Source organism: Achromobacter veterisilvae (assembly GCF_037619525.1).
Taxonomy (GTDB): Bacteria; Pseudomonadota; Gammaproteobacteria; order Burkholderiales; family Burkholderiaceae_B; genus Achromobacter; species Achromobacter veterisilvae.
In genome coordinates, this window is record NZ_CP148753.1 from 276,867 (window position 1) to 293,515 (window position 16,649).

The 16,649-nt window shown below is 66.2% G+C and carries 16 protein-coding genes; 8 read left to right on the forward strand and 8 right to left on the reverse strand.

Annotated elements, in window-relative coordinates; genetic code table 11:
• Nucleotides 1–8: 8 nt before the first annotated feature.
• Entirely contained in the window at nucleotides 9–986 is a 978-nt protein-coding gene (locus tag WHX56_RS01250) for a tripartite tricarboxylate transporter substrate binding protein (RefSeq protein WP_129240946.1), read from the reverse strand.
• A 219-nt stretch (nucleotides 987–1,205) separates the two neighbouring features.
• Between WHX56_RS01250 and WHX56_RS01255 the strand changes: the two genes are divergently transcribed.
• On the forward strand, nucleotides 1,206–2,189 hold the full coding sequence (locus WHX56_RS01255) for a Bug family tripartite tricarboxylate transporter substrate binding protein (protein ID WP_129240947.1): 984 nt from the start codon (nucleotides 1,206–1,208) through the stop codon (nucleotides 2,187–2,189).
• A 36-nt stretch (nucleotides 2,190–2,225) separates the two neighbouring features.
• Here WHX56_RS01255 and WHX56_RS01260 read toward each other — a convergent pair whose 3' ends face one another.
• Nucleotides 2,226–3,356 carry an FUSC family protein gene (locus WHX56_RS01260; RefSeq protein WP_338880065.1) on the reverse strand — a complete coding sequence of 377 codons (1,131 nt, stop codon included), beginning with the start codon at nucleotides 3,354–3,356 and terminating at the stop codon, nucleotides 2,226–2,228.
• A gap of 228 nt (nucleotides 3,357–3,584) precedes the next feature.
• On the opposite strand from WHX56_RS01260, the gene WHX56_RS01265 reads away from it, so the two are divergent.
• Together WHX56_RS01265 and WHX56_RS01270 are read left to right on the forward strand one after the other, a co-directional pair.
• A complete protein-coding gene (locus WHX56_RS01265; RefSeq protein ID WP_338880066.1) occupies nucleotides 3,585–4,601 on the forward strand; it encodes an amino acid ABC transporter substrate-binding protein in 1,017 nt (338 codons plus the stop codon).
• A 266-nt stretch (nucleotides 4,602–4,867) separates the two neighbouring features.
• Nucleotides 4,868–5,830, forward strand: a complete 963-nt coding sequence (locus WHX56_RS01270; protein ID WP_338880067.1) for a hypothetical protein — start codon at nucleotides 4,868–4,870, stop codon at nucleotides 5,828–5,830.
• A gap of 13 nt (nucleotides 5,831–5,843) precedes the next feature.
• On the opposite strand, the gene WHX56_RS01275 is transcribed toward WHX56_RS01270, so the two are convergent.
• Nucleotides 5,844–6,779 (reverse strand): LysR family transcriptional regulator, encoded by a 936-nt coding sequence (locus WHX56_RS01275; RefSeq protein WP_338880068.1) that lies wholly within the window; start codon nucleotides 6,777–6,779, stop codon nucleotides 5,844–5,846.
• 195 nt (nucleotides 6,780–6,974) lie between these two features.
• Here WHX56_RS01275 and WHX56_RS01280 point away from each other — a divergent pair, with 195 nt between their 5' ends.
• Both WHX56_RS01280 and WHX56_RS01285 read left to right on the forward strand, forming a co-directional pair.
• Nucleotides 6,975–7,952, forward strand: a complete 978-nt coding sequence (locus WHX56_RS01280; RefSeq protein WP_338880069.1) for a tripartite tricarboxylate transporter substrate binding protein — start codon at nucleotides 6,975–6,977, stop codon at nucleotides 7,950–7,952.
• Between the two features lie 11 nt (nucleotides 7,953–7,963).
• The gene (locus WHX56_RS01285; protein WP_338880070.1) at nucleotides 7,964–9,409 is read left to right on the forward strand and encodes a M81 family metallopeptidase; all 1,446 of its coding nucleotides are present in this window, start codon (nucleotides 7,964–7,966) and stop codon (nucleotides 9,407–9,409) included.
• A gap of 4 nt (nucleotides 9,410–9,413) precedes the next feature.
• Here WHX56_RS01285 and WHX56_RS01290 read toward each other — a convergent pair whose 3' ends face one another.
• Nucleotides 9,414–10,043 carry a glutathione S-transferase N-terminal domain-containing protein gene (locus WHX56_RS01290; protein ID WP_338880071.1) on the reverse strand — a complete coding sequence of 210 codons (630 nt, stop codon included), beginning with the start codon at nucleotides 10,041–10,043 and terminating at the stop codon, nucleotides 9,414–9,416.
• Between the two features lie 193 nt (nucleotides 10,044–10,236).
• Between WHX56_RS01290 and WHX56_RS01295 the strand changes: the two genes are divergently transcribed.
• Nucleotides 10,237–10,518: a peptidylprolyl isomerase gene (locus WHX56_RS01295; protein WP_338880072.1), complete on the forward strand. Its 282-nt coding sequence runs from the start codon at nucleotides 10,237–10,239 to the stop codon at nucleotides 10,516–10,518.
• A gap of 83 nt (nucleotides 10,519–10,601) precedes the next feature.
• Here the strand turns inward: WHX56_RS01295 and WHX56_RS01300 are convergent, their stop codons facing one another.
• Nucleotides 10,602–11,501, reverse strand: coding sequence for a LysR family transcriptional regulator (locus WHX56_RS01300; protein WP_338880073.1), 900 nt, complete (start codon nucleotides 11,499–11,501; stop codon nucleotides 10,602–10,604).
• Between the two features lie 155 nt (nucleotides 11,502–11,656).
• Here WHX56_RS01300 and WHX56_RS01305 point away from each other — a divergent pair, with 155 nt between their 5' ends.
• Nucleotides 11,657–12,631 carry a Bug family tripartite tricarboxylate transporter substrate binding protein gene (locus WHX56_RS01305; protein ID WP_244235022.1) on the forward strand — a complete coding sequence of 325 codons (975 nt, stop codon included), beginning with the start codon at nucleotides 11,657–11,659 and terminating at the stop codon, nucleotides 12,629–12,631.
• 20 nt (nucleotides 12,632–12,651) lie between these two features.
• Complete coding sequence (locus tag WHX56_RS01310) at nucleotides 12,652–13,863, forward strand: FAD-dependent monooxygenase (RefSeq protein ID WP_338880074.1); 1,212 nt, start codon at nucleotides 12,652–12,654, stop codon at nucleotides 13,861–13,863.
• A gap of 87 nt (nucleotides 13,864–13,950) precedes the next feature.
• Here the strand turns inward: WHX56_RS01310 and WHX56_RS01315 are convergent, their stop codons facing one another.
• Genes WHX56_RS01315 through WHX56_RS01325 form a run of 3 tightly spaced genes read right to left on the reverse strand, consistent with a single transcriptional unit; the run spans nucleotide 13,951 to nucleotide 16,627 of the window.
• Nucleotides 13,951–14,691, reverse strand: a complete 741-nt coding sequence (locus tag WHX56_RS01315; protein WP_338880075.1) for an ATP-binding cassette domain-containing protein — start codon at nucleotides 14,689–14,691, stop codon at nucleotides 13,951–13,953.
• A 13-nt stretch (nucleotides 14,692–14,704) separates the two neighbouring features.
• A complete protein-coding gene (locus WHX56_RS01320; protein WP_338880076.1) occupies nucleotides 14,705–15,667 on the reverse strand; it encodes a sugar ABC transporter substrate-binding protein in 963 nt (320 codons plus the stop codon).
• Between the two features lie 18 nt (nucleotides 15,668–15,685).
• Complete coding sequence (locus WHX56_RS01325; RefSeq protein WP_129240960.1) at nucleotides 15,686–16,627, reverse strand: ABC transporter permease; 942 nt, start codon at nucleotides 16,625–16,627, stop codon at nucleotides 15,686–15,688.
• Nucleotides 16,628–16,649: the final 22 nt, after the last annotated feature.

The window sequence follows — 16,649 nt, forward strand, 5'->3', positions numbered from 1 at the left end:
GTTGTGGATCAATCCACGCGAACGTGGGCCTCGTCGACGACCTTGGCCCACTTCTTCACTTCCGACTTGAAGAAAACGTCGAATTCCTGGGGGCTGGTTCCCATCGGATCGCAGCCGACCGCCTCCAGCGCGGCGCGCACTTCGGGCGCCTGCGTGGCCTGGGCCGCCGTCGCGCTCAGCTTCTGGATGATGTCGGGCGGCGTGCCAGCGGGCGCGAACAGGCCGAACCAGGCCGTGGCGTCATAGCCGGGCACGCCCGACTCGGCCAAGGTGGGGATATCCGGGGCGGCCTGCGAACGCGTCTTGGTCGTGACCGCCAGGGCGCGCAGCTTGCCGCTCTTGACCAGGGGAAGGGTGGTGACGATGTTGTCGAAGGCCAGCGGCACCTGCCCGCCCAGCACGTCCGACATGGCCGGCGCCGCGCCGCGGTAGGGCACGTGCTGCATCTTGACGCCGGCCTGGCTGTTGAACAGCTCGGCGAAGAGGTGGGCGCCCGATCCATTGCCCGCGCTGGCGAAGTAGATGGGCTTCTCGGACGGCTTCTTGGCCTCGGCGATCAGATCCGATACCGAACGGTAGGGCGTGCCGGGGTTGACCACCACCAGGAAGGGCGTCGAAGCGACCTGCGCAATCGGGGCCAGGTCCTTCAACGGGTCATAGGTGAGTTTCTGATAAAGACTGGGGTTGACCGCCAGCGAGATGGTGCCGAAAAGCACCGTGTAGCCGTCGGGCGCCGCCTTGGCCACATAGTCCGAACCGATATTGCTGGCAGCCCCGGCCTTGTTCTCGATGACGATGGGCTGGCCCAGCAAGACCGCCATCTTCCCGGCGATGGCGCGCGCGGCCACGTCCGAGGCGCCCCCCGCGGGAAAGCCCACCACCAGCCGGATCGGCCGCTCGGGATAGTCGGCCTGGGCCGCGCCGGCCAGGCCCAGACTGGCCAGCATGCCACTGGCCAACAAAATCTTGAAGCGCTTCACGGTCATCTCCTGTCATTGGTTTTGTATTGGGTTTGCGGGGCATTTTGCCCGTCCCGTGCCGATCGGAGAACCGGAAGAGATCGAAGAGGCGATTCACTTATCTTGAATGCTCGCGCCGGCGTCCGTTTCGGAATTGTTGAACGGAGCATTCGATCCCCGGGCCTTCTTGCCCGGGCCGCGCGCGCGCAAGAATGCGCGGACAACACCGACAATCAGGAGACAGGAATGAAGCAGCGTCTGCGCGGCGTCCTCTACGCCATCGCGGTATCCCTATGCGGTCTAGCCGTTCCCCAAGCCGCCGGGGCCGCCGCGGCCTATCCATCCAAGCCCATCCGGCTGGTCGTTCCGTGGGCGCCGGGCGGCAGCACCGATATCCTGGCGCGCACCACCGCCGAACGGCTGACGAAGGCGCTCAAACAGCCCGTGATCGTCGAAAACCGGGCGGGCGCCAGCGGCAACATCGGCGCCGACATCGTGGCGCGGGCCGCGCCCGACGGCTACACGCTGCTCTTCACCAGCACCAATCTCACGCTGAATCCGGCCGTCATTCCCCAGACGCCCTACGACCCGATCAAGAACTTCACCGGCGTCACCATGGTCGCCTTCGCGCCCATGATGCTGGTGACCAAGGCCGGATTCGCCGACAATAGCCTCAAGAAGCTCATCGACTACGGCCGCGCGCATCCCGGCGAACTCAATTTCTCCAGCAGCGGCGCCGGCGGCGCCCCCCACCTGGCCGGGGAAATGTTCAAACAAGCAGCCAACCTGGACATCGTGCACGTCCCCTATACCGGCGCCGCCCCGGCGCTGACCGACGTCCTCTCCGGCCAGGTGCAAATGACCTTCACCACCTACATTTCGGCGCAGGGCATGCTGTCGGCCGGCCAGATGAAAGCCCTGGGCGTTGCCAGCAAGGACCGGCTGGCCGTGCTGCCCGACGTCGCCACCTTCGCCGAACAAGGCCTGGATATCGAGATCGGCACCATGTTCGGCCTGCTCGCGCCGGCCGGCACGCCCCGCCCCATCGTCGACCAGCTATACGCCGTCATCAAAGAGGCCGCCGCCGACCAGGCCTTCCAGGACAAAATACTGCAACAGGGCGGCACGGTCGTGGCCGACGATCCCGATCACTACAACGCCTACCTGCGCGAAGACGTCGCCAAATGGGCGGCGCTGATCAAGAAGATCGGGGGCGTGTCGGCGCATTGAGGAAAACGGACGCGCGGTCGGCGCATCGCCACGGCGTCAGTTCACCCGCCTGGGCAGCACCGCGCGCATCCAACGCGAAAGAAGAGGCCGGATGCGCTGGTTGTGCAGCAGCACGGCGCCCAGCGCGCCGATGAAGGCGCCGATCACCGTATCCAGGAACCGCGCCTCGATGACGGCCGCGGGATAGCCCTGCCCCAGATGGGGCGCTTCGGCGAGGAAGATCGTCAGCGGCGTGATCAGCACCACGGCGCTGGCGTAGTGGCGCACCACCAGCGTTTCTATCCCGAACGACAGCGCCATCATCACCAGGCTCAAGGTCCACACGTTCAGTGGCAGGCTGAGCAGCGCCCATGCCACGCACAATCCCACGGCGGTTCCCAGGATGCGGTGCATCTGCCGGCTCCAGGCGGCCCGCAAGCTTGCCCCCTGGATGATCGCCAGGCAACTGACCGGCACCCAGTAGGGCCGCGGCAGTTGCAGCAGTTCGGCCACCAGCAGGGAAACGCCCACGAACAGGCCGATGATCACGGAGTCGTAGACCACGAAATCGAAGGTGGGCCTGGGCAGCTCGGCTTCCGGCGGCGGCGGCGCCACCCGCGTCATGTGCAGGGAATACACGAAAGCGACCAGGCATGCGACCAGGCAGCCCAACGCCACCATGCCCACGCGCAGGGGAACGTCCTCCACGCGCCCGGGCGTGTAGGCCGCGATCGCCGTCGCCATGATGAAGAACAGGCTGCCCGGCGGACCCAGCCGGTAGCATCGGCAGACCATGTTCACCACCATGGCGATCAAGGTAAGCGCGACGATCATCGCGGCGGGCCAGAACTGGGTCAGCGCGCCCACGGCATAGCAGGCGACCATGCCGAAAGACGCCGCCAGCAGCATCATCATCCGATGCTGCAGCGAGGAATTGGGCAGGCTCAGGAACACCATGCCGCCCAGGCTGGACATCAATCCGTAGTCCATGCGGCCGAAATAGGCGCCCACCATCAGGGGCAGGCCGGACGAAAGCGCCGCGGCCAAGGGCATTTCCCAGCGCCGGTCGCTGGCATTGACGCGGATCAGGTCGCGCCACACAGCCCGCAACCGCTCCCTTGCCGAGGCGAACGAAAACCATGGCCCATGGCCGCCGCCACCGTTTTCCGGATCGTCTTGTCTTTTCATGATTCAACCTTGCCGGCAACCCATCCACCGGCGGTGAGGGTCGGTCCAGTATGGGCGATCCCTCCGCGTCGGGCAATCTCGCCCGACGCGCCGGGTAAATTCCGATGGGCGAATTTAACGGGAATTCCCTGATATTCCCACCCCGGGCCGATGGCTACCATTCCGCGCACCCGAAGCCTACCGGCTGACGGACACACCACTGCATTGCGCCGACCGCGCGGAGACATCATGAAGGCACTGAAACTTGTTGCGGCAGGCACCGCGTTATTCATCTCGTCGTGGACCGCCAGCGCGGGCGTGACTTTCGATAGCGTCAAGAGCAAGGGCTTCGTCCAGTGCGGCGTATCCACCGGGGTCGCCGGGTTTTCGGTGAACGACAGCAAGGGCGGCTGGATCGGCCTGGACGTGGACCTGTGCCGCGCGCTGGCCGTCACCCTGTTCGGCGACGCCTCCAAGGCCAAGATCATGGCCGTCAGCGCGCTGCAGCGCTTCACCGCCCTGCAATCCGGCGAGGTCGACGTGCTTCCCCGCAACACGACGCTCTCGCTCACGCGCGACACCACCCTGGGCCTGATCGGCGTGGGCGTGAACTACTACGACAGCCAGGGCATCATGGTGAACAAGTCCCTGAACGTCAAAAGCGCCAAGGAACTGGACGGCGCCACGGTCTGCGTCCAGCCCGGCACCACCACGGAGCTGAACCTGGCGGACTGGTTCCGCTCGCAGAACATCGTGTTCAAGCCCGTGGTCGTCGAACGCCTGGACGAGATCATCCGCGCCTTCGCCGTCGGCCGCTGCGACGCGTTCACCGGCGACAAGTCGCAACTGGCCGCCGCCCGCAGCAACCTGGAAAATCCGGAGAAGTACGACATTCTTCCGGAGAACTTCTCGAAGGAACCGCTGGGCCCCATGGTGCGCCAGGGAGACGAACAATGGTTCAACGTGGTCCGCTGGACCATGTTCGCCATGCTGGAAGCCGAGGAATACGGCATCACTTCCAAGAACGTCGATGAAATGCTGAAGAGCACCAACCCGAACGTGCAGCGCCTGCTGGGCGTGACGCCGGGCATGGGCAAGAACCTGGGCGTCGATGACAAGTGGGCCTACAACGTCATCAAGATCATCGGCAACTATGGTGAAAGCTTCGAAAAGAACCTGGGCCCGAGCAGCCCGCTGAAGCTGCCCCGCGGCCTGAACGCGTCGTACCGGGATGGCGGGCTGATGTATGGGTGGCCGGTGCGCTGAAGCCGCCCACAAATCCGTAAGGGCAGCGCCGAAAGGCCTGCCCTTTTTTTTGCAGCCGGGCCGCCCCAAGACAAAAGCGCCCCCTTGGGGCAACAAGCGCGCGTAGCGTGCGCGGCGCGCGGGGTATTTTTCGTGGCGGATCGCCCCCAGGATGAGATCCGGCCCTCCTCCTCCGGCATGACGCTCTCATCCTTATGCAGAGTCGACGCCGCATTCCCCGCTTCCTATCCTCCTGCTAAGCCTGTCGCCTCCCGCGACGGCCATTCATGATCGCCGGCCATCGGCCGTCGATCCACGGAGGCGTCATGGCAACTCGACCGCAGGTCCATCCCGCCGACACGATGAATGAATACCCGCCGCCGGTCCTGTCCGGAGGGCGCCGGTTCCTCGCCGAAGGCGATTCCTGGTACACGCTCGGCACCCTGAAAGGGTCGAGACTGAGCAACCTTCTGTTCGAGCTGGGCCTTTCCACCCGCACGCAGATCCTCAACTGCGCCTACCCGGGCGACACGCTCAAGCACATGGTGGAAAGCGTGGAGCGAAGCACGTTCAACAGGCTGCTTTATCTGCCGCGGTTCGAGCACAAATGGGACGCCATTCTGCTTTCCGCGGGTGGAAACGACTTCATCGACGCGACGGCCACGCCGCTTACAGACAGTGAAGGAAAGCCGACGCCTGCCGAACAGCGGATATTGCTGCGCCCGGACGAAACCGCAAGCTCAACCCTGACAGGCCCGGAACGCTATGTCAGCACGGCGGGTTGGGCGACGTTGACGCGCTATCTTCTGCAGAATTTCCAGGCCATGGCGGGCCGGCGCGACCAGGGGAAGAACCGGGGACGCCCAATTTTTGTCCATACCTACGCGAAACCCACGGTGCGTCCGTCGGGCGTGCTGCCCAGGGACAAGGGCTGGCTCTATCCCGCGTTCAACAATTACGGCGTTCCGCCCGACTTCTGGCAACCGGTCTGCGACCACTTGTTTGAACAATTGCGCCTGTTCATGCTGTCGCTGGACCAGGGCAGCGGATCGCCAAACGCCATCCCAAAGCTGCACGTCTTCGATTCCGCGTCGATGAGCGGGATTAAGCCCGCGAAACCCGGAGAAAAGGGAGAGTCCGGCGATTGGATCAACGAGATCCACCTCACTCCCAAGGGCTACCGGAAGGTGGGTAAGGAGTTCGGCAAGATGATCGAAAAGGTGCTCGGCACCTATCCCCCCAGGAGCTAGGCAAGGCTATTGCCTACTTCGACGCCCCTTGCTGCCTGCCTGCATGGAACAGCGGCGACGCCTGGATCCGTTCCAGCATGCCGCGCACGGCGCCCGTCAGGGGCCGGTTGGCCCTGACCAGCAGGCGCGTCTGCGCGGCCTCGAAAATGGGGTTGGTGGTGCGCAGCGCCACCAGTTCGCCGCGGGCGACTTCCTTGACGACGGAGTTCGCCGAGATGAAGGTCAGGCCCAGGCGGGATTCGACGTAGCGTTTCAGCGTGACGACCGAGTTGGCGATGAAGCCGGGGGCCAGGACGATGTTTTCCGACAGCTCCGCCATTTCGATCAACTGGCGCAGGCCGAAGCCGGGCGCCATCAGCGCGACCGGATAGCGCGCCACGTCCTTGAGCGCCGGCCGCTTGCGCTGGCGCGCCAGCGGATGATCCGGCCAGGCGATCACGCACACGGGATGCGTGCGGGCGTCGACCACGCGGATGGCGGGGTCCGCGGGCGCGCCGAGCACGACGCCGATGTGCGCATCGTCGTGGACCACGGTGCGCACCGCGTCGGAAGCCCCGGCCACGCGCAGCGACACGCGAATACCCGGATGTTCGCGGCAGAAGGCGTCCACGACGCCGCTCATCAGGAGATCGACAAAGCCTTCGCTGGCGACGATCTGGACGTCGCCGCGCTGCAGGCCGTTGGCTTCGTCCAGCCGGGCCCGCAGCGCCTGCTCGCTGGCCTGCCGGTCGCGGCAATGGTCCATCACGATGGCCGCCATATCGGTGGGCACGATGCCGCGGCCTTTGCGTTCCAGCAGCGCCACGCCCAGTTCTTTCTCCAGCAATTGGATCTGCCGGCTGACGATGGAGGGCTCGACTCCCAGGCGTTCGGCGGCGCCGCGCACCGAGCCGGTGGTGACCGCTTCGAAGAAATACTGCAAGCGCCGCGCGCTCAGGCCGCCGTCCATGCCTCTTTCCTTTTCGTTTTCTACGATTTCTGGAAATCGTTGCCTTTAAGGCAACAAAATTTCCGTGAGTTTACATTGATTCACAGGCTGACGATTGCGAATAATGCGCCTACTTTCCAATCCGCTCGGTTGCGGTCGAGGCAGGACGCCATCATCGACGGCAATGCGAGGTCACGCCTTTTCGAGCCTACAAGCATGAAACCTATCGCTTCCCTCCTGGTAGCCGCCACCCTGAGCGTGTTCTGCCAACAGGCCGCGTTTGCCTCGCAAGAAGCCGCGTATCCGTCCAAGCCCGTCAAGATCGTGGTCGGCTACGCGCCGGGCGGCTCTTCCGATGCCGTGGCCAGGCTGGTGGCCGGGCGCCTGTCGGAGAAGCTGGGCCAGACCTTCGTGGTGGAGAACCGCCCGGGCGCGGCCAGCAACATCGCGGCCGCCACGGTGGCGCGATCGCCCAATGACGGCTACACCATCCTGCTGGGCTCGAACGCCAGCACCATCAACGTGTCGCTGTACAAGGATCTGCCCTTCGACTTCCAGAAGGATTTCGAGCCGGTGGCGCTGCTGACGCGCTTTCCCAACATCATGGTGGTGAACAACACCGTGCCGGCGAAGTCGGTGCAGGAGTTCATCAGCTATGCCAAGGCGAATCCCAAGGGCATTTTCTTCGCGTCGTCGGGCGCGGGTTCGTCGACGCGCCTGTCGGCCGAACTGTTCAAGATGATGGCGGGCGTGGAAATGGAACACGTCCAATACAAAGGCAGCGCGCCGGCCCTCACGGACCTGATGGCCGGCCGGATCCAGGTGATGTTCGACACCGCCCCGTCCGTCATGCCCCTCATCAAGGGCGACAAGCTGCGCGCGCTGGGCGTCACCAGCGCCAGCCCGCAGCCCTTCGCGCCGGAGATCCCGACGATAGACGCAAGCGGGGTCAAGGGCTATGAGATGACGTCCTGGTACGCCCTGTTCGTGCCCGCCGGCACGCCGGCCGGCATCGTGGACAAGCTGAACAAGGAAGTCAACGCGATCCTGGAAGAGAAGGACACCCAGGAGAAACTCGCCGGCATGGTGGCGACGCCGGGCGGCGGCACGCCGGAGGAACTGCGCAAGCACGTGGCCTCGGAAATCGCCAAATATGGCGAAGTGGTCAAGGCCTCCGGCGCCACCGCTGACTAGGCTTTCGTACCATGCGCGTTTTTACCGGTTCGCTGGCGACGGAGACCAACACCTTCGCCCCATTGCCCACGTCGCGGGACGACTTTGCCGACCGGGGCTATTTCCCCGCCGGCACCCATCCGCCGGAGATGACGATTTTCAGCGGACCGCTGTGGGCCGCGCGCCAGCGTGGCGCGCAGCATGGCTGGGAAGTGATCGAGGGCATGGCCGCGGGCGCGCAGCCCAGCGGCACCACGACCCGCCATGCCTATGAATCGCTGCGCGATGAACTGCTGCGCGACCTGCGCCAGGCGCTGCCCGTCGACATGGTGGTGCTGGGCCTGCACGGCGCGATGGTGGCCGACGGCTACGAGGATTGCGAGGGCGACCTGCTGGCCCGCGTGCGCGGGATCGTGGGCCGCGGCGTGGTGGTGGGCGCCGAACTGGACCCGCACTGCCATCTGTCCGACGCCATGGTGGCGAACGCCGACATCCTGGTGGCCTACAAGGAATACCCCCACACCGATATCCGCGAGCGCGCGCTGGAACTGGTGGATTTCTGCGCGGCCCAGGCCGAAGGGCGCATTTCCCCGGTGGCCGCGGTGGTGGACTGCGAGATGGCCGTGACCATCCGGACTCCGCAAGAACCGGCCAGAAGCTATATCGACAGGCTGAGCGCGCTTGAGGGCAAGGACGGGATCCTTTCCATCTCGGTGGTGCACGGCTTCCCCTGGGGCGACGTGCCCGATATGGGCACCAAGCTGCTGGTGTACGCGGACGGCGACGCGCGGGCCGCGCAAGCCCTTGCCCGCCGCCTCGCCGACGAACTGATCGGCCTGCGCGAACGCCTCACCCCCGTCTACCCGGATGCGGACCAGGCCATCGACCAGGCGCTTGCCTGCGGCGCGGCGCCGGTGGTGATCGCGGACGCGGCCGACAATCCCGGCGGCGGCGGCGCGGGCGACTCCACCTTCATGCTGCGCCGCCTTCGCGAACGCGGGATCGGCAACGTGGCGGTGGGGCCGCTGTGGGACCCCGTCGCCGTGCGCATCGCCTTCAGCGCCGGGGTGGGCGCGCGCTTGCCGCTGCGCATCGGCGGCAAGATCGGGCCCCTGTCGGGCGCGCCCCTTGATCTGGTTTGCACTGTGAAAAGCCTGGTCCCGGGCATGATCATGACGGGACTGTCCGGCTCGCCGGCCGCGGTGGGCAATGCCGCGCTGGTGGAGGCCGACGGCATCGAGATCGTGCTGATCACGGTGCGCGCGCAGGCGCTGCATACCGACGTCTTCACCCAGTTGGGCTGCCGGCTGGAGGAAAAGGCGCTGATCGTGGTCAAGTCCGCGCAGCACTTCCACGCGGCGTTTTCGCAAGTGGCCCGGCACATCGTCTACGCCGACGCGTCGGGTTCGGTGGCGCTCGATCTGCGCGCCCTGCCTTATCGGCGCGTGCGGCGGCCCAAGTGGCCGATGGACGCCTGAACAGTCAGATGCCGCTCGGCGGCGGCAGGGTTTCGCAAAAGGCCGCGCGGCGCGAGGCCTGGGCGAACCACTGATCCAGGCACGGCCGGCCTTCGCGCCACTTCCAGACAGTGTGCCGGCGCTCCGCGTATCCCAGCACCGCGGCCAGGGCGAGGAATCCCGCATCGACCGTCGAGAATGCACCTTGCGCGGCCTGGGATTCCAGCACATCGGCGACCCGGTTCGCCCGGGCAAGCTCCAGCGCAATGACGGAAGGGCTGCGTTCGGATACCGGCCGACGCAGCTCGCGGTTCCAGACCGCGACGCCGTCGAGCAGGCCCAGCACGCGCCCGTACGTGGCCTGGCCCGAGGCGCTGGCGGGCATCATGCCCGGCCGGCCGCCATGGCCGTCCAGCCAGCCCAGGATCAGCGTGGTCTCGGTAAGAGTCGTGCCGTCCGGCAGCGCGAGCGCGGGCACGCGGCCGACGGGGTTGTAGGGCAACACCGCGGCGGCGGGGTCGCGCAGCGTGGTGACCGCCTCGTCCACGGTCTGCCCCAGCCCTCTTTCGCGCAACGCCATGCGGCAGATGCGGGCATAGGGCGATCCCTCGGAGTAAAAGAGCCGAGGCTTTCCTGCTGAAGATGAATCCGTCATCGGAGGCGGTCCTGACTGTCTGGGTAGGGATGCCTATTTTGCATTGCGGCGGCCAGGCGTGCATGCGCGCGTCCGCAACCGTGTAACGAAACGTCGCGGCGGTCCTTCGCCGCCCGTTTATGATGGCGGAGTGCGAGTGCGCCCAAATGCGTTACTCTCCCCTCCCCTATCATTTCCCGCAAGGAGCCTCCTCATGGCACAAGCCTCCGCCCGCCACATCCTCGTCTCCACCGAAGACAAGGCCAACGAACTCAAGACCGCCATCGAGAACGGCGCCGACTTCGCCCAACTGGCCAAGGAAAACTCCAGTTGCCCGTCCAGCCGCGACGGCGGCAACCTGGGCTCGTTCGGCCCCGGCCAGATGGTCAAGGAATTCGACACCATGGTGTTCAGCGCCCCGGTTGGCGTGGTCCAGGGCCCGGTGAAGACCCAATTCGGCTATCACCTGGTCGAAGTGACCAGCCGCAAGGACTGAGTCTCTCGGATTCCAGCAAACAGGCCGCCGCCAGAAGATCTGGCGGCGGCCTTTTCATTTGCTTCCGCCTTCGGATTGCGACTTCAGGCAGGCTGCGCCGCCGCGCGCAGGCAATCCGCGAAGGCGTTCAGGCCCGCGCTGTCGCGACGGCCGCTGCGGGTAACGATGGCGTAATCCAGGGCCACGCGCGGCGTCAGGTCACGGAGGGTCACGCGCCAGCGCGTACCCGTCAGCGCGGCAAACGAGGGCACCACAGCCTGGCCCAGGCCGGCCTCGACCATGGCCAGCAACGTTTCCAGATGGCTATAGACACGACGCGCAGTGGACTGCGCCGCGTCGGGCATGCTCGGGACGTGCCGGTCTATCAGTTGCTGGATGGGGTTGCTCGGCGGCAGCACGATGAGGCTGGCGGGATCCAGCCGCTGCCACGACAACGGAGCCCGGCGCGTTTTGGGGGCCAGCGTCGCCGGCTGGGCTAGTACCAGTTCAGCGGGAAACAGTCCGCGCCTGCGCATGCCGGCGGTCTTCTGGAAGAAGGCGCCAAATCCGGCGTCCAGGGTGCCGTCCTCCACTCCCTGCTGGATCAGGCCACGGTCCATGTCGGCCACTTCGACGCGCCATTCCGGCTGCGCCTCGGCATAGGCCCGAAGCACCTGCGGCAAGATGCTGCTGGCGATGAGCGGCGTGACGCCGACCCGAAGCACGCGCGCCCGCGGCTTGTTGGCCGCGGCCAACTGGCGCATCGTTTCCCCCAATTCGTCGACCGTGCGCTGTGCGACGGGCAGCAGCGTGCGGCCCGCGTCGGTAAGCAGCACCGCACGGGTACTGCGCTCGAACAGCCGGCACCCGACCGTCTGCTCGAATTCACGCACCATCGCGCTTAACCCAGCCTGCGTCACGTGCAACTGGGCCGCGGCTTTGGTGAAGCTCGCGTGTTCGGCAACAGCCAGGAATCCGCGCAACTGGCGTAGAGAGAAATTCATGTACGGACCTGCAAGGTATTAACAATCAAAAGTTGTTAATGAACAAAATAGCGTAGTTTTACTTGTTTATCCGTTTAGGTTGCAATAGATCAATGCGTTGCCTTTCGATTGAGATGGCTCAAAACAATAAGCGCAGTTCCCTTCAGGAGACGAACTTGTTCCGACTTTCCCCGCGAATCGCCGCGGCGTTCGCCATTGCATGCGCGGCCGTTGCCCCCATGTCCGCCGCGCTGGCGGCCTTCCCCGAAAAGCCCATCCGGCTGGTGGTGCCCTTCCCGCCGGGCGGTCCGACCGATACGAGCGCGCGCCTGTTCAGCAAGACAATGGCCGAGCAGCTTGGTCAGCCCGTCATCGTGGAAAACCGCGCGGGTGCGGGCGGTTCCGTAGGCACGACTTCGGTCACGCGCGAGCAGCCCGATGGCTACACCTTGCTATGGGGCGGCACCAGTAGCATGGTGGTTGCGCCGGCGCTCTACCCTAAGCTGGACTATGACCCGATTGCTTCCTTTACCCCGATCGGGATGGCGGTGCGAGGCCCCCTCATTCTGGTGAGTCGCCCCGCCCTGCCCAGCCCGGACCTGAAGGCACTGCTCGATCTCTCGCGGCGCCAGCCGCTGACGGTGGCGTCGGCCGGCACCGGTTCAGTCGGCCATCTGACCGCAGAACTGTTCGACCGCAGCGCGGGCGTGGAAATCCTGCACATCCCGTATCGCGGCGGCGCGCCGGCGCTGAGCGATGTTCTGGGCGGCCAGGTGGATCTGCTGTTCGACACGGTGACGCTGCTGTATCCGCAGATCGCGGCGCAAAAGTTGCGCGCCTACGCGGTCACCGGCGCTCAGCGCTACCCGCAATTGCCCGATGTCCCCACGGTTGCCGAAGTGCTGGGCAAGCCCTTTGAAGCGTATTCCTGGTTCGGCCTGATGGCCCCCGCCAATACGCCGCAGCCGGTTATCGAGCGGCTGACCAAAGCGCTGGGCGCCGCGGCTCGCGATCCCGAGGTCAAGCGCCAACTCGCCGACCTCGGCCTCGAACCTGTGGGCGATACGCCCGAGCAGTTCGCGCAGTCGATCCGCACCGACCTGGACAAGTGGTCCCTGGTCGTCAAACAAGCCGGCATCAAGCCGGACTAACCTTCTTCCGACGCAGCAATATGTCTCACACATCGACGTCCGATCCCCTGTTCCTAATCGCCGGCGCAGGCCTCGGCGGGTTGACCGCCGCGCTGGCCCTGCAGCGGCGCGGCCTGCGCGTGCGCGTGCTGGAGCAGGCGCAGGTGCTGCGCGAAGTCGGCGCCGGCATCCAGCTCAGCGCCAACGCGAACCGCGTGCTCTACCAGTTGGGCCTGGAGGACGCGTTGATGGAAGTCGCCCGCCCCACGGCTGGCAAGCGCATCCGGCTGTGGTCCAGCGGACGGACCTGGCCGCTGTTCGATCTGGGCGCGGAATCGGTGGCCCGCTACGGCTATCCGTACCTGACGATTTACCGCGCCGATCTGCATCAGATCCTCGCGAGCGCTGTGATGGCCAATGATCCCGAGGCCATCACGCTGGGCGCGCGCGTTGCGGAATTCACCCAGCACGAAAGCGGCGTCACGGCGACGCTGGAATCGGGCAAGCGCATAGATGGCACGGCGCTGATCGGGGCCGACGGCGTGCATTCCCGGGTACGCGCGGCGCTATTCGGCGCGGACGCCGCGACGTTCTCCGGCACGGTTGCCTGGCGCGGCGTCATCCCGGCCGAGAAGCTGCCGGCGCATCTGCGCGAGCCCTACGCCTGCAACTGGGTCGGGCCGGGCGCGCACGTGATCCACTACCCGCTGCGGCAGGGCAAGCTGGTGAACTTCGTGGGCATTCTGGAGCGCGACGATTGGCGGGTGGAATCCTGGACCGAGCGAGGCAGCGTGGAGGAATGCGCCCGGGACTTCCAGGGCTGGCATGAGGATGTGCAGACGCTGATCCATGCGTTGGACGAACCCTACAAGTGGGCTCTGATGCTGCGCGAGCCACTGCCGGTATGGTCGCAGGGCCGGATAACGCTGCTGGGCGACGCCTGCCATCCGACGCTGCCCACGCTGGCCTCCGGCGCGGCGATGGCGATCGAGGACGGCTATGTGCTCGCTCGCGCGCTGGAATCGCGGCCCGGCGATATTCCGCAGGCCTTCAGACACTACGAAGCCGCGCGCGTGGAGCGGGCATCGCGAGTGGTGCGCGGCTCGGCCGAAAACGCGCGGCGCTTCCACAATCCGGCGCTGGAGCACGCGGAAGGCGCGGCCGAATATGTAGACCGCGAGTGGAACGAAACCCGTGTGCGTGAACGCTACGAGTGGCTCTTCAGCTACAACGCGGACGAAGCGCCGGTCTGATTCCGCTTGCTTTTTAGAATAATGCCGCCGCCGGGCTCTCCCTGGCAGCGGCTTTTTTATTTTTTGGCCCAGCGGCAAGAAGCCGCATCACTCCCTGCCCGTCATCACCATATGCGCCAGCGCATCCGCGTCCAGCCCGGCCACGTCGCGTTCGATGACCTTCATGCCGCTCTTCAGGATCGCCACGCGGTCGGCCAGCGCGACCACATCCGCCATGTTGTGGCTGATGAGGATGACGGTGCGGCCTTCGTCGCGCAGCTTGCGCACCAGGTTCAGCACCAGCGCGGTTTCCTTGACGCCCAGCGCGGCGGTGGGTTCGTCCATGATGACGACGCGGGCGTCCCAGCGCAGCGCGCGGGCGATGGCGACGGCCTGGCGCTGCCCGCCGGACATGCGCTCGACGGGGCGTTCCATGTCGTCGATGGGCACGGACAGGCGCTGCAGGTAGCCGCGCGCATCCTGCGCCATGCGGCGCTTGTCCAGCACGCTGAACGGGCCCACGCCGCGCACCAGTTCGGCGCCCATGAAGATGTTTTCCCAGATGGACAGGCGCGGGGCCAGCGCCAGGTCCTGGTAGATGGTGGCGATGCCCTGCACCAGCGCGTCATGGGGCGAAGCGAACACCACCTTCGCGCCGTCCAGGCTGAGTTCGCCGCCGCTGGGTTCCTGCGCGCCGGAGACGATGCGGATCAGCGTGGACTTGCCCGCGCCGTTGTCGCCGCAGATGGCCATGACCTTGCCTTGCGGCACGTCCAGGTCTATGCCTTTCAAGGCCTCGACGGCGCCGTAGGATTTCCTGATCTGGCGTAGCGACAACGCGGCGGACATGGCGGCTGGACTCTTACTTGGCGGGTTGCAGGAATTTCTGGACGTTGGAGGCGTCGACCAGCACGGAATCCATGAAGAGGTAGGGGCCGGCGGCAATGTTCTCCCTGGGCTCCTTCTTGACGACGATGCGGTCGATGGCGTCGACGGCGGTGGCTCCCAGTTGTTCGAACGGAATCATCATGGTGGCGGTGATGAGGCTGGCCGGATCCGCGATGCGGCGATACGTTTCGGGGCCGCCGTCGACGGACACCAGGGTGATGTCGCCCTTCTTCAGGCCCTGGGCCTGGAGCAGGTCGTCGATGACGTAGGCCTGGCCGTCGAACGAGGCCCAGACGCCCTTGAACTGGCCCTGGTGGCGCAGGAACAGCGCCTGCATGCCGTTGCGCACGTCGTCGCGCCAGCTCTGGGTGCGGGCCATGCTGAACTTGGCCAGGTCCTTGACCGCCGTGTTCTCGGTCAGGACGGCGTCCAGCATCTTGCCGCGGATGCGCGTGCCGGAGTTGCCGTCGAAGCGGGCGGACAGGATGTTGCCCTGGTAGCCCATCTTGCCCAGCAGGTACAGGACCGACTGGGCGCCGGTGGCGTATTCATTGACCTCGACGTCGAACAGCATGTGCGGGCTGGCGCCGGACATGACGCCGACCACGGGGATGCCCTTTTCTTTCGCGGCCTGGAGCTGGGCGTCGGTTTCCACGGGCTTGCCCATGGCGATGACGATGGCGTCGACCTTCTTGTTGACCAGGGTGTCGAGTTGCTCGGCCAGCTTGGGCAAGGACCCCTCGGCGTTCAACTGGGTGACGGTCCAGCCCTTTTCGCGGGCGGCGCCGGCCGCGGCGTTGGCGACGCGGGCGTGGGTTTCCGAAGACATCTGGAACGCGACGATGCCCACGTCGAAGGCGTGGGCGGCGGCGCTGGCGGCCAGCGCCTGCGCGGCGAACGCGGCAAGCGCCAGGGTGCGCGTCAAGGATTTACGCATGGTGGTTTCCCCTTCCGGTCAGAATTTGAAGGCCGCTTTCTTCAGCACGGCCGATGACACCGCGACGGACGCGATGATGATGAAGCCCAGCACGATGTCCTGCACGTAGTACGGCGCGCCCATCAGGACCAGGCCGTTGCCCAGCACCTTCAGGATCAGCGCCGCGACGAGCGTACCGGGGATGTTGGCGTGGCCGGGATTGAACATGGTCATGCCCAGCAGCACGGCGGCGATCGCGTACAGGAAGTAGTCGCCGGCCATGTTGGGCGCGGCGGACGACAGGCTGGCGGTGAGCAGGACGGCCGCCAGGCCCGCGCACAGGCCGGACAGGGCCAGGCCGATGCTCTTCATGGCGCGTATGTCGATGCCGGCCAGGCGGGCGGATTCGCCGGCCTCGCCGGTGGCGGTCATGCGGGCGCCGGTGCGGGTCCACTTGACCAGGAAAAAGGCCAACAGCACGGCGCCCAGCATCCAAAGCACCAAGGCGGGGATGCCGAAGGGCTTGCCGCGGGCCAGGTCGGTGAAGGCGGCGGGCCAGCGGCCCACGTAGGACACGCCGTCGGTCAGCATGAAAGCGAAGCCGCGCGCCATGGCGGCCATGCCCAGGGTGGCGATCAGGGAAGGCACCCGCAGCCGCGTCACGGCGACGCCGTTGGCCAGGCCGCAAAGCAGCCCCACGCCCAGGCCCGCTCCGATGGCAAGCAGCACAGGCTGGCCGGTATGGACCAGGGCGCCGGTGACGACGGCGGCCAGGCTGGCCACGTCGGCGACCGACAGGTCCAGTTCGGCGGTCACCAGCGCCAGCGTGAAGCCCAGCGCGATGATGGCCAGGAAACTGGTTTCCTTGGCGATGTTCAAGAGGTTGTTGGGCGCCGCGAAATTCGGCGCGGCCAACGCGAAGAATCCGACCAGGACCAGTCCCGCGATTGCCGTGCCGTATTTTTCCAGGATGCCGCGCATCGACTCAACCCTTGCTGCGTTT

Excerpts from the sequence above, each read along its gene's own strand:
- WHX56_RS01310 (WP_338880074.1), top strand. The coding sequence starts at position 12,652 with ATGTCTCACACATCGACGTCCGATCCCCTGTTCCTAATCGCCGGCGCA.
- WHX56_RS01275 (WP_338880068.1), bottom strand. The coding sequence starts at position 6,779 with ATGGACGGCGGCCTGAGCGCGCGGCGCTTGCAGTATTTCTTCGAAGCG.
- WHX56_RS01320 (WP_338880076.1), bottom strand. The coding sequence starts at position 15,667 with ATGCGTAAATCCTTGACGCGCACCCTGGCGCTTGCCGCGTTCGCCGCG.
- WHX56_RS01280 (WP_338880069.1), top strand. The coding sequence starts at position 6,975 with ATGAAACCTATCGCTTCCCTCCTGGTAGCCGCCACCCTGAGCGTGTTC.
- WHX56_RS01300 (WP_338880073.1), bottom strand. The coding sequence starts at position 11,501 with ATGAATTTCTCTCTACGCCAGTTGCGCGGATTCCTGGCTGTTGCCGAA.
- WHX56_RS01285 (WP_338880070.1), top strand. The coding sequence starts at position 7,964 with ATGCGCGTTTTTACCGGTTCGCTGGCGACGGAGACCAACACCTTCGCC.
- WHX56_RS01255 (WP_129240947.1), top strand. The coding sequence starts at position 1,206 with ATGAAGCAGCGTCTGCGCGGCGTCCTCTACGCCATCGCGGTATCCCTA.
- WHX56_RS01295 (WP_338880072.1), top strand. The coding sequence starts at position 10,237 with ATGGCACAAGCCTCCGCCCGCCACATCCTCGTCTCCACCGAAGACAAG.
- WHX56_RS01250 (WP_129240946.1), bottom strand. The coding sequence starts at position 986 with ATGACCGTGAAGCGCTTCAAGATTTTGTTGGCCAGTGGCATGCTGGCC.
- WHX56_RS01270 (WP_338880067.1), top strand. The coding sequence starts at position 4,868 with ATGATCGCCGGCCATCGGCCGTCGATCCACGGAGGCGTCATGGCAACT.
- WHX56_RS01265 (WP_338880066.1), top strand. The coding sequence starts at position 3,585 with ATGAAGGCACTGAAACTTGTTGCGGCAGGCACCGCGTTATTCATCTCG.
- WHX56_RS01260 (WP_338880065.1), bottom strand. The coding sequence starts at position 3,356 with ATGAAAAGACAAGACGATCCGGAAAACGGTGGCGGCGGCCATGGGCCA.
- WHX56_RS01290 (WP_338880071.1), bottom strand. The coding sequence starts at position 10,043 with ATGACGGATTCATCTTCAGCAGGAAAGCCTCGGCTCTTTTACTCCGAG.
- WHX56_RS01315 (WP_338880075.1), bottom strand. The coding sequence starts at position 14,691 with ATGTCCGCCGCGTTGTCGCTACGCCAGATCAGGAAATCCTACGGCGCC.
- WHX56_RS01325 (WP_129240960.1), bottom strand. The coding sequence starts at position 16,627 with ATGCGCGGCATCCTGGAAAAATACGGCACGGCAATCGCGGGACTGGTC.